Raw genomic sequence first — 14,040 nt, forward strand, 5'->3', positions numbered from 1 at the left:
CTAGGAAGAACGATAATGATAAAGCGAAACATGCTTGCAATCGGCGCCATTGCCATTTCTGCCCTTCTTGCGGTCGCTCCGCTCGCGCGGGCCGAAGACCCCTTGTCCTCGAGCACGCCACGCTCGGATGCGGATACGATCATTGTCGGATCCGCGGACTTCCCGGAAAGCCAGCTCCTTGCCAAGATCTACGCGTTGGCGCTGGCCGCCAAGGGCATGAAGGTGGACACGAAGCTCAATATCGGCAGCCGCGAAGTCTACATGCCGGCGCTGCTCGACGGTTCGATCGACCTTCTTCCCGAATATGCCGGCGCGACGCTGAGCTACCTCGACAAGAACGCGACCGCGCATGCCCCGAAGGATGTCGTCGAGGCGCTCGGCAAGGTGCTGCCGAAGGGCGTGTCGATGCTGACGGCATCCGATGCTCAGGATTCGGACGTGCTTGCCGTCACCGAGGAGACCGCCAAGAAATACTCCCTGACGTCGATCGAGGATCTGAAGCCGGTCGCCGGTGAACTCATCCTCGGCGGTCCGCCGGAATGGAAGACCCGCAAGGAAGGCGTTGTCGGCCTGAAGGACGTCTATGGCCTGGTATTCAAGGATTTCAAAACCCTTGATGTCGCTGGTCCGCTCACCCTTTCGGCTCTGACCAACGGTCAGGTCCACGCTGCTGACATGACCTCGACCGATCCGGCGATGAAGGCGAGCAAGCTCGTCGCGCTGAAGGACACGAAGAACCTGTTCCCGGCGCAGAACATCCTGCCGATCATCGCCACCAGCAAGGTCAGCGACAAGGTCACCGCGACGCTCAACGCCGTCTCCGCCGCGCTGACGACCGAGGATCTGATCGAGATGAACGGTCGCCTCGCCAATCAGGAAAGCTTCGACACCGTTGCTGGCGATTGGCTGACGAAAAACAAGCTGAACTAATCGATATCACGGCGGCCGAGCCCATGTTCGGCCGCCGACACCTGGACAGAGGGAAGTAGAGAGGCCGCTTGTCTCCAAACGGAGAAGGCTGGCGTCCGTCCAGGGAGGGCGGAAATGGAACATAGCGATCAATCGTCACACGCCTCCACCACCGTCACGCTCGGCACCGCGCCGACCACGATTGAGGAGATCGCAGCGATCGCGATGGGAGCAAAGGTCGCGCTTTGCCCTGACGCCATCGCCGGCATGAGCAGGGTCCAACAACGTCTTCTCAAGGCGATCAAGAATAACGTGCCGATCTATGGTCTGACGACCGGGGTCGGCGATCTCTACACCGTCAAGCTCAAGCCCGAGGACATGTCCCAGATGCAGCTCAACACGCTGCTCAGTCATGCGAGCGGCATGGGCACGCCGCTTGATCCGCCGGCCGTGCGCGCCATCATGGCGACCATGATCAAGGCGCTCTTGCAGGGTTGCAGCGGCGTCAGCGCCGGACTTGTGGAGACCATGAGCGAGATGCTCAACCGCGGCGTCATTCCCTGGTCGCCTGCGAAAGGTTCGGTCGGCTATCTGATCGCCACCTCGCATATCGGTCTCGTCATTTTCGGCGAGGGCCGCGCCTGGTACGAAGGTGAGCTGCTTTCCGGACGCGAGGCGATGACCCGCGCCGGTATTGCCGTCAAGGCTCCCGGCCCACGCGAAGGGCATGCGCTGATCAGCGGCACCTATGAGATTACCGGCATCGGTGCACTCGCCATCCATCAGGCCGAGCAACTGGTGGCGATCGCCGATATCGCCGGCGCCATGAGCCTGGAGGCATTGAAGGGCAACAGCCGGGGCTATGACGAGCGTCTTCAGCGGATGCGGCCGCATCCCGGCCAGGCCGAGACGGCGAGCCGGCTGCGAAGCCTTCTCTCGGGTAGCGAGGTACTGGAGAAGCATCGCGATCATCGCCTTCAGGACGCACTCAGCCTGCGCTGCATTCCGCAGGTCCATGGCGGTGTGCGCGACGCGCTCGCCTATTGCCGGGATGTCCTGGCCATCGAGATCAATTCGGTGACAGACAATCCCGTTTTTGTCATCGAAGACGATGAACTTGTGCCTCTGCCCGGCGGCAATGGCCATGGTGCGCCGACGGCGCTCGCGCTGGATGTGCTGGCGATCGCCATTGCCCATGTGAGCACCATGTCGCAGGCAAGGTCGGATCGCCTGACCAATGGCCATATCAGCGAGCTGCCGCCTTTCCTCATGGGCGCGAGCGGCGCCAATTCCGGCTTCATGATCCCGCCCTATGCGGCGGCGGCCATTGCCGGCGACAATCGCAGCCTTGCGGCACCGGCTTCGGTCCATACGGTGACCACCTGTGCCAGTCAGGAAGACCATGTGAGCATGGGCGTCTCCGCGGCAATGCAGGCCCGCACTGCGGCCGACAATCTCGCCGATATCCTGACGATCGAGCTGATCTGTGCTGCGCAGGGGCTGGAATTCCACCGGCCGTTACGGCCGGGGAAGGGTACGGGCGCCGCCTATGACGCGATCCGGCATGTCGTTCCGCCGCGCGACAGCGACCGCGCCATGTATCCGGAACTGCAGGCCGTCCGTGACATCATCGACAACGGCACCATCGGGAGGGCCGTCGACCGTGCCCTCGCAGTCAACGTTTAAGAGCTTGGAGACTTCCGTGACCGAAGCAACGCAGGCCGTACGGCCGCTGGATGGAATAAAGGTGCTGGATCTGGCGCGCGTGCTTGCGGGGCCTTTGTGCTCCGCCATGCTCGGCGATCTCGGTGCAACGGTGACCAAGATCGAAATCCCCGATCATGGCGACGATTCCCGTGCCTTTTCCCCGCATGTCGGCGGCGAGAGCAGCTATTTCATGCTGGTCAATCGCGGCAAGAAGAGCGTCACGCTCGATCTGAAATCGGATGAGGGCCGCGAACTGCTGCTCGGACTGATCAAGCACGCCGATATTCTTGTCGAGAATTTCCGGCCGGGCGTCACGGCGCGTTTGGGCATCGACTACGAGGCCGTAAAAGCGCTCAATCCGCGCCTGATCTATGTCAGCATTTCCGGCTTCGGCCAGGACGGCCCGCTTGCCCACCGCGCCGCCTACGATCATGTCGTTCAGGCGATGGGCGGCATCATGACCGTCACTGGCTGGCCGGACGGCCCGCCGACGCGCGTGGGCGATGCGATCGGCGATGTTGTCGCCGGCATTTACGGCTCCTGGGGCGCGCTTGCGGCGCTGCTTCAGCGCGATCGCACCGGCAAGGGCCAGCATGTCGATGTCGCCATGCTCGATTCCATCATGTCTCTGCAGATGGTCTCACTGTCACAGATCACAGGTGGCAGAGGCGCACCCGGCCGCGTCGGCAACGCGCATCCGATCAGCGCGCCGATGGATTCCTATCAGGCGACCGATGGCTATGTTGTCATCGCCGTTGCCAATGATGCGCTCTTTGCCCGACTGGCGCGCGCGCTCGGCAATCCAAGCCTGACCGCGGATCCCCGCTTCAAGACGGATCCCGATCGGCAGGGGCATCAGGAGGAGCTGAGAGCCATCATCGAGGGCTGGACGCGCACCCGCTCGACGGAGGAGGTGACGCAGCTGCTCGACGAGGCGGGTGTCCCGGCCGCGCCGATCTACGATCTTGCCCAGGCGCTTGCCACGCCGCATGCGCAGCACCGCCAGCTGTTGCATACCGTGCAGCATCGCAATGCCGGTGAATTCCAGGTCATGCCGCAGCCGGTCCGTTTCAGCGGCATTGCTTCGGGTGGCGATTATGTCGCGCCGACCCTGGGGCAACATACGGATGCGGTTTTGAGCGATGAGCTGGGGCTGGACGGCCCCGATATCGAAAATCTCCGGCTGCGGGGAGTCATCTGACCATGGCGCAGGATATTAACGACAAGACCCGCATTCGGCCGAAGGTCGCCGTGCTCGGTGCAGGCACGATGGGTGCCGGCATCGCCGGCGTGTTTGCAGCACAAGGCTATACCGTCGCCGTCTATTCCCGCAGCGCAGAGACGCTCGACAAGGCGAGGAGCCGGATCGTCGCCATCGCCGGCGAAGCGGCGGTGGAGTATACGACCTCGATCGAGGACTGCGTCGCTGGCGCCGGTATCGTCAGTGAGAATCTGGCGGAAGACGTCACGCTGAAGCAGCGCATCTTCGGCGAGATCGAAGCCACGGCGCCGGTCGATTGCCTTTTGACGACGAATACCTCCAGCGTTCCGATCACCTTGATCGCGGCGGGGCTCGCCCGGCCAGAGCGGGTCGTCGGCATTCACTGGTTCAATCCACCGGCGGTCATGCCGCTTGTCGAGATCGTGCGCGGCGAGAAAACCTCGGATGAGGTCGTTCAACGCGCCCGCGTGCTCTGCGCCGATATCGGCAAGGAAGTGATTGAGGTGAAGACCGATATAGCGGGCTTCGTCGTCAACCGGCTGCAATATGCGATCCTGCGAGAAGCACTCCACCTCGTCGAAGTGGGCGCCGCCTCCATTGAGGATGTCGACCGGGCGGTCGAAACGACGCTTGCGCCGCGCTGGTCGGCGGCGGGACCGCTGCGGCTGATGGATCTGGCCGGTCTCGATACGGTCGAGAAAGTGTCGCGCATATTGATGCCGGCGCTCGACCGCAACGAAGGCATACCTTCGCTGGTAAGCCGGCTGTGCGAGGAGGGCGCTTTCGGAACGAAGAGCGGTCGCGGCTTTTACGACTGGACGGCTGAAGAGATCGCGGCTGCAATCGCGCGCCGCGACGATACCGTCCGCCTGCTGACGGAAAGGCGCAAGCCATGACATCATCTCTCGTCAAAACCGAGAAGCAAGACGGCTTCGCGCGCGTCATCCTTGACCGTCCGGCCAAGCGAAACGCGCTCAATATCGAGATGCTGACCGGGCTTGTCGACGCGCTGCGCGAGTGCCAGGCGGATCCAGCCTTGCGGGCGATCGTCATCAGCGGCAGCGAGCGCGGCTTTGCCGCCGGCGCCGATATCGGATCGCTCGCCGCCGCCAGTCCCATCGAGCTTTATACCAGCGGCTTCAGCGAGAAATGGGACGAGGTGGCGGCCATCGCCAAGCCGCTCATCGCCGCGATTTCGAGCTATGCCCTCGGCGGCGGTCTTGAGCTGGCACTGATCTGCGACATCGTCGTCGCCGATCGCACAGCGCTGTTCGGCCTTCCGGAAACCGCGATCGGCACCATACCCGGCGCCGGCGGGACACAGCGCCTGGTGCGCGCCGTCGGCAAATCCATGGCGATGGAGATGGTTCTGGCCAGGCGCAAACTCGATGCGGAAGAGGCAAGAGCCTGCGGCCTGATCAGCAGCATCGCCGGCGATGGCGAGACCGTGGACGATCTAGCCTGCGCGATCGCCGAACGCATCGCCAAGGCTGCACCGCTTGCCGTGGCGATGGCCAAGGCCGCGGTGCTCGAAAGCTTCGAAGCGCCGCTCTCCGTCGGCATCCGATACGAACGCTCGCTTTCGGCCCTGATCGCAGCAAGCGATGACCGGGCGGAGGGGATGCGTGCCTTTGCCGCGAAGGAGCCGCCGCAGTTCAAGGGACGGTGAGGGGCGCGGTTTCCACCAACTCCTAAAGCTGGCGCCGAATGCGATGGCATCTCTTCCGGATCGAGTGGGTCAGGCGGTCAAGGATCTTTGTCGGATCGCCGCCTCGTTCCAAGATGTCTGTTCTGGCGCTATCGCAGGCACTGTCAACAAGCTCCGCAAGTTCCTCGATACGCTTGATCGTCGACGCCGGGCTGAGGCCTACCTCTTCGGCAAATGCTTTCCAATCCTTGCCGTGCAGATCCGAAGCGTTGAATTTTCCTCCGATGCCTTGCGGCAGGCTCTGATCGACTTGTTCGTAGGCTGCCGCGCACATCACGTCGTATAGCGGCGCCAATTTGGCCGATCCACCCGCGCCTATCAGGATGGAGTAGTTTTTCGCATGCGAATCTGAGTTGCAGATCAGCAGGTTGAAGATGACGGCATCCAGCAGTTTTAGTCGCTCACCCGGCGAGATCAGATCATTGATCGCACCGAACATCTGTCTCATCGTGACGCCCGCGCCGGATGATGAGCGCTCATATTTTTGCAACGGAAAGTGGCCGGTAAGCTGGCAAAGATCTTCCTGATGGACCCGGCGCATGTCGCCTTGCCCATCGGTGAAACGATCATAGCGCTTCACCAGCAGATAGCGACGCTTGCCCGCCTGACCGATCGTCGCCTCGGCGGCGTCCAAGCCGCATACCCCGGCCAGCGCCAGGCAGAAAGCTTCGTTGTCGACGCTTCCTGTCACGCGATCCGTGTCCGGCTTGACGATATGGGTCGAGGGGGTGCCGTCGACCGGGATTGAGATCCGGCCATCTTGATCGACAAAGACCGGCAGTTTTTCCTGGACGCCAGCCAGCGACATCGAGACGCCACGCTCACCGACGAGAAATGGCCTGGCTGGAAGTTCATTCAGAATGCGCTCCAGCGCCGTCTCGTCCGGAACCGGTCTGAGATGGACGCCGGGTTTCTTTGGCTCACCGATGGACAGGGCACCGGCGGTGTCGCGGCCGATATGCCCAAGGAGACCGACGATATCCTGGGGGGATACCTTGAGGCGTTGCCCGATTTCCGCAAGATGAAGTTCGGGCAGCAGGTTGGCGAGCCAGGGAAGGAGTTTGTCCGCAGCCACCGGTCCTGATTGCAACGGCATCGTAAGCGAAACTGGAAAAGCGGAGCGGCGTGCTTCCCATGTGGGATCGTAGTCGAGACGCCACTGATCCGTGAACGTCAGGTACGCAACCGGAAATCTCTCGTAATAGATGGCTGTCATGTCCCGTCACCAAAGGTCGGCAGGAAGCCGAGTTCGTCGTCTTCCTGTTTCGACGGCTGTGGCGATGCGGATTTGAGATCTGCGAGCTCGCAGCCTACGGCACGAGCAACGATGAGTGCCTTTTCAAGCTGACAGCTCGGCTTGCCCGCCTCCAGCTCGACAATGAAGCGCTCGCCTGTCCCAGACCGGGTCGCGAGTTCGGCCTGCGTCCAGCCGAGTGCTTTCCGCTTGTTTTTGATCAGGGTTCCAAAGTCGCGCGCCGAGCGGATCATTCTCATCTCCTGTTTGTCTTACCGTACAGGAAGATTTTCATGCCAGCAAGGGTGATCTTACCGATCGGGAAGTATATCGCGTGGAGATCAAAATACTTCCCGATCGGTAAGTTATTTCATGGAGAGACACCTGTTGACAGCGATGATTTCAACGGCTCTTGAGATCACATCGTCGCGCCGAGCTGCCAGGGTACGAATTCGTTGCGGCCGTAGCCGAGCAGTTCGGATTTCGAGCGCTTGCCGGAGGCGGTCTCCAGAATGGACTGGAAGATCTCGCGGCCCTTTTCCTCGATCGACACGCCATCGATGATATCGCCGCAATTGATGTCCATGTCCTCTTCCATCCGCGTGAACAGATCGGAATTGGTGGCGAGCTTGAGCGATGGGGTCGGCTTGCAGCCATAGGCCGATCCACGGCCGGTGGTGAAGCAGAGCACGTTGGCGCCGCCTGCCACCTGGCCTGTCGCCGCGACCGGATCGTAGCCCGGCGTATCCATGTAGACGAAGCCTTTGCGGTCAATGCGCTCGGCATAGCGATAGACACCGCGCAGGGTGGAACTGCCGCCCTTGGCCACGGCGCCGAGGGATTTCTCCAGGATGGTGGTCAAGCCTCCGGCCTTGTTGCCGGGCGAGGGGTTGTTGTTCAATTCGCCGCCTGTTTTGGCGGCGTAATCCCGCCACCAGTCGATCAGGTCGACGATCTTCTGGCCGACCTCGGGGCTCTCCGCTCGCCGGGTCAAAAGATGTTCCGCGCCATAGATCTCCGGCGTTTCAGAGAGGATCGCGGTGCCGCCATGGCGCACGAGAATATCGACGGCTGCTCCCAGTGCCGGATTGGCGGTCAGCCCGGAATAGCCGTCCGAGCCGCCGCATTGCAGCGCCAGCATCAGCTCCGAGGCCGGAACAGTTTCGCGCACCGACCTATTGGCAAACGGCAGCATCTCGCGGATTTTCTCGACACCCATCATCACCGATTTACGCGTACCGCCGACCTCCTGGATCGTCAGGCTCTGAAAATGCTCGCCCTCGGCAATGCCGTGGGTCTTTTTCAGGCGCGGGATCTGAAACACCTCGCAGCCAAGCCCGATCAGAAGGATGGCGGAGAAATTGGGGTGGCTGGCATAGCCCCATTGGGTCCTTGCCAGCAGATCATATTCCTCGCCCTTGCTGCCCATGCCGCATCCGGTTCCGTGCGTGAAGGGAACGACGCCGTCGACATTGGGATAATCGGCAAGGATGCCGGAGCGCATGATCTCGTCGGCGATGAAGTCGACGACGGTGGCGGAACAGTTCACGGAGCTGAGGATGCCGATATAATTTCGCGTGCCGACGCGGCCGTCCGCGCGCCGGAACCCCTCGAATGTTGCTGGGCTTTCGCCGGGCAGAAGCCCGCCATCGGGCTTCGCCTCGGAGGCAAAAGCATAATCGCGCTCGAAATCATGGATCGCGACATTGTGCTCGTGCACCCAGTCACCAGGCTGGATGTCGCTGCTCGCAAAACCGATGATCTGTCCGAATTTACGGATTGGCTCGCCGGTGCGGATCTTCTGGACGGCGACCTTGTGGCCGCGCGGAACGGCTGCTGTGACCGTGACGCCGCCGTCGATCACCTTGCCTCGCGACAGGCTTTCGATGGTGATGACGACATTGTCGGCGTCATGGAGGCGAAGCGTGCGCGGCGCGGCCATGCAATCACACCTCCAAAATGGCTTTGATGACGCCGGCTTCGGGGCGCAGCCACTCGGTGAAGAGCCCGGGAGCGTCGGAGAGCGCGCCGCGATGGGTGTTGAGAGCAGCCGTCGGCACGCGTCCGGCTTCCATCTGCTTCACCACTTCGGCGAAATCATCCGGCTGAGCGTTGCGGCTGGCAAACAGTGTCGTCTCGCGCTTGTGGAATTCCGGATCGGAGAAGGTGATGTCCTGGCGCACGACGCTGACGAGGACGTATCGTCCGGCATGGGCGACGAAGCCGAAGCCGCGCTGCATCGCGCCGGCGTTGCCGGTGGCGTCGATGACGACATCGAAGAAATCGCCATCGGTCAGCCGCTTGGCCTGCGCTTCCGCATCTTCGTTGGCGAGAAGGGTCCTGTTGGCGCCGAGCGCGCTGGTCGTAAAGGCAAGGCGGTCCTCGCGCATGTCCATGACGGTCACATCAGCACCGCGCGCCTTGGCGAAGATGATCGCCGACATGCCGATCGGTCCCGAGCCGACGACGAGAACGCGGTCGGAAGCCTGGATGTTGCCACGCTTGACGCCATGGGCGCCGATCGCCAGGAATTCGATCATCGACGCCTCGTCGAGCGAAGCTTTGCCGGCCGAGATGACGTTCTGTTCGGGAACGCAGAGATATTCGGACATGCCGCCGTCTTTGTGCACGCCGAGCACGGCGATGTTCTGGCAGGCATTGGTCACGCCGCGACGGCAGGCAACGCATTTTCCGCAGGAGAGATAAGGGACGATATAGACATTGTCGCCCTTCTTCAGCCGCGCCGATCCCTGTGCATTCTCGACGATGCCTGAGAGCTCATGGCCCATGACGCGCGGATATTCGAGGAAGGGGTGCTTGCCCTGGAAGATATGAAAATCGGTGCCGCATATGCCGACGCGTTTGATGCGGACCAGCACCTCGCCATCCGCAGGAACGGGAATATCCCGCTCGATCAGAGACAGCCGGCCCGGCTCGTTGCAGATCAGTGCTTTCATCGTTTACTCCTTGTCCGCAGGGGCCAGCCCGCTCGAACCGCTTCATGGGATTGCAGGGAGCGCCGACAATGCGGCGCTCCGGTGTTTGTTTTACGTCTTCGGCATCTCGGCCGGAAGCGCTACGCCATTATACTTCTGATAGATCTCGTTGAGCTTGCCGTTGGCAAGGTTCTTGGCGATCCATTCGTTCAGCGTCGCCTTCAGCGCGTCGTCGCCCTTGCGCAGGCCGATGGCGTAAGGGTTGGTCTTCAGCACCAGCTTGACCTCGAGCGGGTCGCTCGTGCGGCGCTGGTTGACGGCGGCCATGATCTGTGGCGAGGACGCCATGATGTTGACCTGGCCGGAAACCAGCGCGGTGATCAGTGTCGCGTCGTCGTCATAGCGCACCATTTCGGCGCCTTGTGCCTCCGTCGTCGCGACCTTGTCGTTGGTCGAGCCGCGGGTCGTGCCAAGGCGCTGGCCGACAACATCCTGCAGGGTCTTGATGTTTGCGCTTTTCGGCGCTGCGACAACGATCTGGATGACGCCATAGGCATCGGTGAAATCGATGACCTTCTTGCGCTCCTCGTTGACACTGAAGGACGCCATGACGATGTCGGCCTTGCTGGTCAGCAGGAAGGGCACGCGGTTCGGACTGGTGACGGGCACGATTTCCAGCGGATAGCCGAGATCGGCGGCCAGAAGCTTGGCGGTCTCGACGTCGGAGCCGGTCGGCTGCATCGCCGCATCGCTCATGCCGAATGGCGGTGAGCCGAGATCGACAGCGATCAGCAGCTTCTTCCGCGTCTTGATGGTCTCCAGCGTATCGGCCAGAGCCTGGCGCGCATTGACGCCCAATATTGTTGCACCGGCCAATGCGCCGGTTATGCCTGCCAGAAAACTTCTACGTTTCATGTTCTCCATCCCATTGTCCTTCCAACAAAATCTCTTCCCGTTTCGGCCTCAGAGGCCGCTACCCACGAATTCGCGCAATTCCTTCGTTTGCGGATTGTCCAGCATCGCGCCCGGCCCGGTTTCCCAGACCTGACCCTGATGCATGTAGACGACCTTTGATGCCACCTTGCGGGCAAAGGCCATCTCATGCGTGACGAGGATCATCGTCATGCCGCCACGGGCGAGATCCTCCATGACCTTCAGCACCTCGCCGGTCAGCTGCGGATCGAGCGCCGACGTCACTTCGTCGAAGAGCATCAGCTTCGGCGTCATCGCCAGGGAGCGGGCAATTGCCACGCGCTGCTGCTGGCCGCCGGAAAGCTGCTCCGGAAAATGCTCTGCCTTGGCCTCAAGGCCGACGCGGCTCAGCACTTCGCGCGCCAGATCGCGGGCGGCGGCCTTGCCCAGCTTCTTCACGCAGGTTGGAGCGAGCATGATGTTCTGCTCGGCCGTCAGGTGAGGAAAGAGGTTGTAGCTCTGGAAGACGATGCCGACATCGCGGCGCAGCGCGCTCTTGTCGAGCTTGGGGTCATGGACGGCATGGTCGCAGACCTCGATCGTGCCGCTTTCGATGGTCTCGAGTGCGTTGATACAGCGCAACGCCGTCGACTTGCCCGAACCGGACTGGCCGATCACGGCGGCAACCTCGCCGCGTCCAACCTCGAACGATACGCCGTTCAAAACCTTGACGGCGCCGAAGGCCTTGTGGACGTTGGTGACTTTAACGATTGGCGACATTGAGCTTCCTCTCGAGGTTGCGGCTCCACAGAGAGAGCGGAAAGCACATGGCGAAGTAAAATACTGCCACCACGATGAAGACGGTGAAGGGTTCGAAGATCGAATTGTTGATGAGCTTGCCGGCCTGTGACAGCTCGACAAAACCGACGACCGAGGCGAGCGAGGTATTCTTGACGATCTGCACCAGAAAGCCGACGGTCGGCGGCGTGGCGATGCGCAGCGCTTGCGGCAGGATGACCTTGATCATGCGCTGCCAGCGTGACAGGGCCAGGCACTCCGCCGCTTCCCACTGGGTCTTCGGCACGGATTCGATACAGCCCCGCCAGATCTCGCCGAGGAAGCCGGAGGAATAGATGATGAGGCCGGCTGCTGCGGCGATGATCGCCGGAACCTGATCGAAGCCGAGAATGGCGATGCCGAAATAGATGAGGAACAGCAGCACCAGCAGCGGTGTGCCCTGAACGATCTGAATGTAGGCCGCCGCCGCCGTTCGTAATGCGCCCGAGCTGCTGACGCGTGCCAGCGCGACGAGAAAGCCGAGAAAGCCACCGCCGAGGAAGGCGATCACCGAAAGGCCCGCTGTCCACATCGCCGCCCAACCCAGAAACTCCAGATGAACCAAGCCGAATGTTGTCATGGCCGCGTCCTTTACAGAGCCGTGCCGAGCTTGCGCCGGCGAACAAAGAGACCAAGGCCCAGCAGCCAGAGGGCGATGCGGACGACGAAGGACAGGAGGAGATAGAGGACACCGACGACGATGTAGGTTTCGAAGCTGCGGAACGTATCCGACTGGATGCGGTTGGCGACGGCGGTCAGTTCTTCCGCCGAAATCTGCGAGGTGATCGAGGAGGCCAGCATCAGCAGCACATACTGGCTGGTCAGCGCCGGATAGACGCGCTCGATGGCAGGGCGGATGATCACATGCCAGTAGGTCTGCTTGCGCGACAGCCCAAGACATTCCGCCGCTTCGAGCTGCGCCTTGTGGATGGATTGCAGGCCGGCGCGGACGATCTCGCATGTGTAGGCGCCGACATTGACGACCAGGGCTACGACGGCAGCCATGTTCGCCGAGACGTGGACGCCGAGGGTAGCGATACCGAAATAGACCAGAAACACCTGCACCAGTAGCGGCGTGTTGCGGATGACTTCGACATAGGTGGCAATGATGCCGCGAAGCCAGGGGCCGCCGTCGGCCCGGCCGATGGCGCAGAGCGTGCCGAGGACGAAGCCGATGACCGTGGAGATGACGGAGAGCTGAAGTGTCAGCCAGACGCCGAGCGCGAACTCCTTCCAGTAGGGCAGGAGGGAGGCAAAATCGAATTGGTAGCTCATGCTGCCCCTCCCGATGTCGGATAGCGTGACGCTATGCCGCGCAGGGTTGGGGCTGCGTGCTGTTCAGGCGTCTCTCCGACCCAGTCGAGAAAGGCGGCGATGCGGCGCTCGACCTTCTGGGCGTGATGCTGCGCGATATCGGCAATGCGGTGATTGAGGAACGGGTTAAGGAAGCGATCGAGCGTGGTCGCGACATAGGTCCGGGCTTCTTCACCCATGCCTTTCGAGGCGAAGCCGGGGACGACCTCGTTCTCATAGAGGGCTTCCAGCCGCATCCGTATGCTCGGATCAGCGAGAATTCCGCCGACCGTCTGATCACTCGCATGGCCATCGGTCTGCCAGATCTCGGCCAGATAGGTATGCCCGAGGTTGAGGATATGCAGCTTCAGGCGCTCATAGGGTTCGAGATCGTCGGTCAGCACGATCTGCTCGTGCGTGCAGGGCAGGCGGACACCCGGTGCCCGTTTGATTGCCCAGAGGGCATAGGGTTCCGCGACGGCGCCAATCGGTTCGATGGGTTCGGACACGATCCTGTCGACCAGCGTATCGGCAAAGGCGACATCGCGGTCGAGCCATTCGAAGAAGTCTGTCGGCAGACCGTTTCGCCGGGCGCTTTCGACGACAACCTGTTTCAGGGCCTGACCGTTGCTCGTCACCAGTTCGCAAGGCAGCACTACCAGGGGACGCGCCGATGCCTGCCAGCGACGACAGAGAAGCTCTGCCAGTTTTGCCGGGAATGAGTGTGGAGGGCGGTCGCCTGCGGAGAAGTCATCGCCATCCGGATCGGTCCGATAGCCGGTGTCGCCTGTGTTGGAGACGACGAAATCCGCTTCTTCGACAAAGAGCCGGGTGATCTCGGCCCAGTCGCTTGCCGCCGACAGGCCGCGGTCGACACTTTTAACCCGAACCGTGCGATCGATCACCTTGCCGTCCGACATGCCGCGAATGACGACGGGATAGCCTTCCGGCCGGCCGAATGCCGCGACGCGGCCGCTTCGGCTGCCTGATCCGGAGACCTGAACGATGGTGATGGGGCCGACCTTCTGGTCGGCTTCGGCCGCTTCGTGGAGGAAGAATGCCACATGCGCCTGCAGGAAGCGGCTCGTTCCGAATTGGATGATGCGGCCGCTCACGCGTCTATCTTCCCGAAGGAGGCGCGGTCCAGAGATGTGTTTGCAAGATGAATTCCAGACAAGCTTCGATCCTCCCTTCGACTGTCTTTTGCATATATAAAACAGCCTGGAATTTTCGAGTCAACTGTTTTTTATATAAATAATCCGGCTTATATGATACGGGATCG

The 14,040-nt window shown here is 61.8% G+C and carries 15 protein-coding genes and 1 pseudogene; 6 read left to right on the forward strand and 10 right to left on the reverse strand.

Annotated elements, in window-relative coordinates; genetic code table 11:
- The first annotated feature begins 15 nt into the window (after positions 1 to 15).
- The 5 genes from PMI03_RS20755 (at position 16) to PMI03_RS20775 (ending at position 5,507) form a co-directional block, all read left to right on the forward strand.
- On the forward strand, positions 16 to 930 hold the full coding sequence (locus tag PMI03_RS20755) for an ABC transporter substrate-binding protein (protein ID WP_007697403.1): 915 nt from the start codon (positions 16 to 18) through the stop codon (positions 928 to 930).
- Positions 931 to 1,044: 114 nt separating this feature from the next.
- On the forward strand, positions 1,045 to 2,595 hold the full coding sequence (gene hutH / locus PMI03_RS20760) for a histidine ammonia-lyase (RefSeq protein ID WP_007697404.1): 1,551 nt from the start codon (positions 1,045 to 1,047) through the stop codon (positions 2,593 to 2,595).
- 16 nt (positions 2,596 to 2,611) lie between these two features.
- Positions 2,612 to 3,817, forward strand: coding sequence for a CaiB/BaiF CoA-transferase family protein (locus PMI03_RS20765; RefSeq protein WP_039974442.1), 1,206 nt, complete (start codon positions 2,612 to 2,614; stop codon positions 3,815 to 3,817).
- Positions 3,818 to 3,819: 2 nt separating this feature from the next.
- Positions 3,820 to 4,734: a 3-hydroxyacyl-CoA dehydrogenase family protein gene (locus PMI03_RS20770; protein WP_007697406.1), complete on the forward strand. Its 915-nt coding sequence runs from the start codon at positions 3,820 to 3,822 to the stop codon at positions 4,732 to 4,734.
- Positions 4,731 to 5,507: an enoyl-CoA hydratase gene (locus tag PMI03_RS20775; protein WP_007697407.1), complete on the forward strand. Its 777-nt coding sequence runs from the start codon at positions 4,731 to 4,733 to the stop codon at positions 5,505 to 5,507. The genes PMI03_RS20770 and PMI03_RS20775 overlap by 4 nt, the downstream gene beginning before the upstream one ends.
- A gap of 22 nt (positions 5,508 to 5,529) precedes the next feature.
- On the opposite strand, the gene PMI03_RS20780 is transcribed toward PMI03_RS20775, so the two are convergent.
- Positions 5,530 to 6,354, reverse strand: a complete 825-nt coding sequence (locus PMI03_RS20780) for a HipA domain-containing protein (RefSeq protein ID WP_309574447.1) — start codon at positions 6,352 to 6,354, stop codon at positions 5,530 to 5,532.
- Here PMI03_RS20780 and PMI03_RS31825 point away from each other — a divergent pair.
- Positions 6,307 to 6,630 carry a hypothetical protein gene (locus tag PMI03_RS31825; protein ID WP_234908406.1) on the forward strand — a complete coding sequence of 108 codons (324 nt, stop codon included), beginning with the start codon at positions 6,307 to 6,309 and terminating at the stop codon, positions 6,628 to 6,630. The two genes, PMI03_RS20780 and PMI03_RS31825, sit on opposite strands and share 48 nt — an antisense overlap.
- Here PMI03_RS31825 and PMI03_RS31830 read toward each other — a convergent pair.
- The 9 genes and pseudogenes from PMI03_RS31830 to PMI03_RS20820 all read right to left on the reverse strand — a co-directional run.
- Positions 6,532 to 6,762 (reverse strand): annotated as a pseudogene (locus tag PMI03_RS31830) (HipA N-terminal domain-containing protein); the annotation flags it as partial. The gene PMI03_RS31825 and the pseudogene PMI03_RS31830 overlap by 99 nt on opposite strands.
- Complete coding sequence (locus tag PMI03_RS20785) at positions 6,759 to 7,034, reverse strand: helix-turn-helix transcriptional regulator (RefSeq protein WP_007697411.1); 276 nt, start codon at positions 7,032 to 7,034, stop codon at positions 6,759 to 6,761. The pseudogene PMI03_RS31830 and the gene PMI03_RS20785, both read right to left, overlap by 4 nt.
- A gap of 164 nt (positions 7,035 to 7,198) precedes the next feature.
- Positions 7,199 to 8,722: a UxaA family hydrolase gene (locus PMI03_RS20790; RefSeq protein ID WP_007697413.1), complete on the reverse strand. Its 1,524-nt coding sequence runs from the start codon at positions 8,720 to 8,722 to the stop codon at positions 7,199 to 7,201.
- 4 nt (positions 8,723 to 8,726) lie between these two features.
- Positions 8,727 to 9,737, reverse strand: coding sequence for a zinc-binding alcohol dehydrogenase family protein (locus PMI03_RS20795; protein ID WP_007697414.1), 1,011 nt, complete (start codon positions 9,735 to 9,737; stop codon positions 8,727 to 8,729).
- 90 nt (positions 9,738 to 9,827) lie between these two features.
- Positions 9,828 to 10,631: a transporter substrate-binding domain-containing protein gene (locus PMI03_RS20800; RefSeq protein WP_234711788.1), complete on the reverse strand. Its 804-nt coding sequence runs from the start codon at positions 10,629 to 10,631 to the stop codon at positions 9,828 to 9,830.
- Between the two features lie 48 nt (positions 10,632 to 10,679).
- Complete coding sequence (locus PMI03_RS20805; RefSeq protein WP_007697418.1) at positions 10,680 to 11,408, reverse strand: amino acid ABC transporter ATP-binding protein; 729 nt, start codon at positions 11,406 to 11,408, stop codon at positions 10,680 to 10,682.
- Positions 11,392 to 12,045, reverse strand: a complete 654-nt coding sequence (locus PMI03_RS20810) for an amino acid ABC transporter permease (RefSeq protein WP_007697420.1) — start codon at positions 12,043 to 12,045, stop codon at positions 11,392 to 11,394. Before PMI03_RS20810 ends, PMI03_RS20805 begins: the two co-directional genes overlap by 17 nt.
- An 11-nt stretch (positions 12,046 to 12,056) precedes the next feature.
- Positions 12,057 to 12,740 (reverse strand): amino acid ABC transporter permease, encoded by a 684-nt coding sequence (locus PMI03_RS20815; protein WP_007697423.1) that lies wholly within the window; start codon positions 12,738 to 12,740, stop codon positions 12,057 to 12,059.
- Positions 12,737 to 13,873: a D-mannonate oxidoreductase gene (locus tag PMI03_RS20820; RefSeq protein ID WP_007697429.1), complete on the reverse strand. Its 1,137-nt coding sequence runs from the start codon at positions 13,871 to 13,873 to the stop codon at positions 12,737 to 12,739. The genes PMI03_RS20815 and PMI03_RS20820 overlap by 4 nt, the downstream gene beginning before the upstream one ends.
- Positions 13,874 to 14,040 lie beyond the last annotated feature (167 nt).

Source organism: Rhizobium sp. AP16, from assembly GCF_000281735.1.
Classification (GTDB): domain Bacteria; phylum Pseudomonadota; class Alphaproteobacteria; order Rhizobiales; family Rhizobiaceae; genus Rhizobium; species Rhizobium rhizogenes.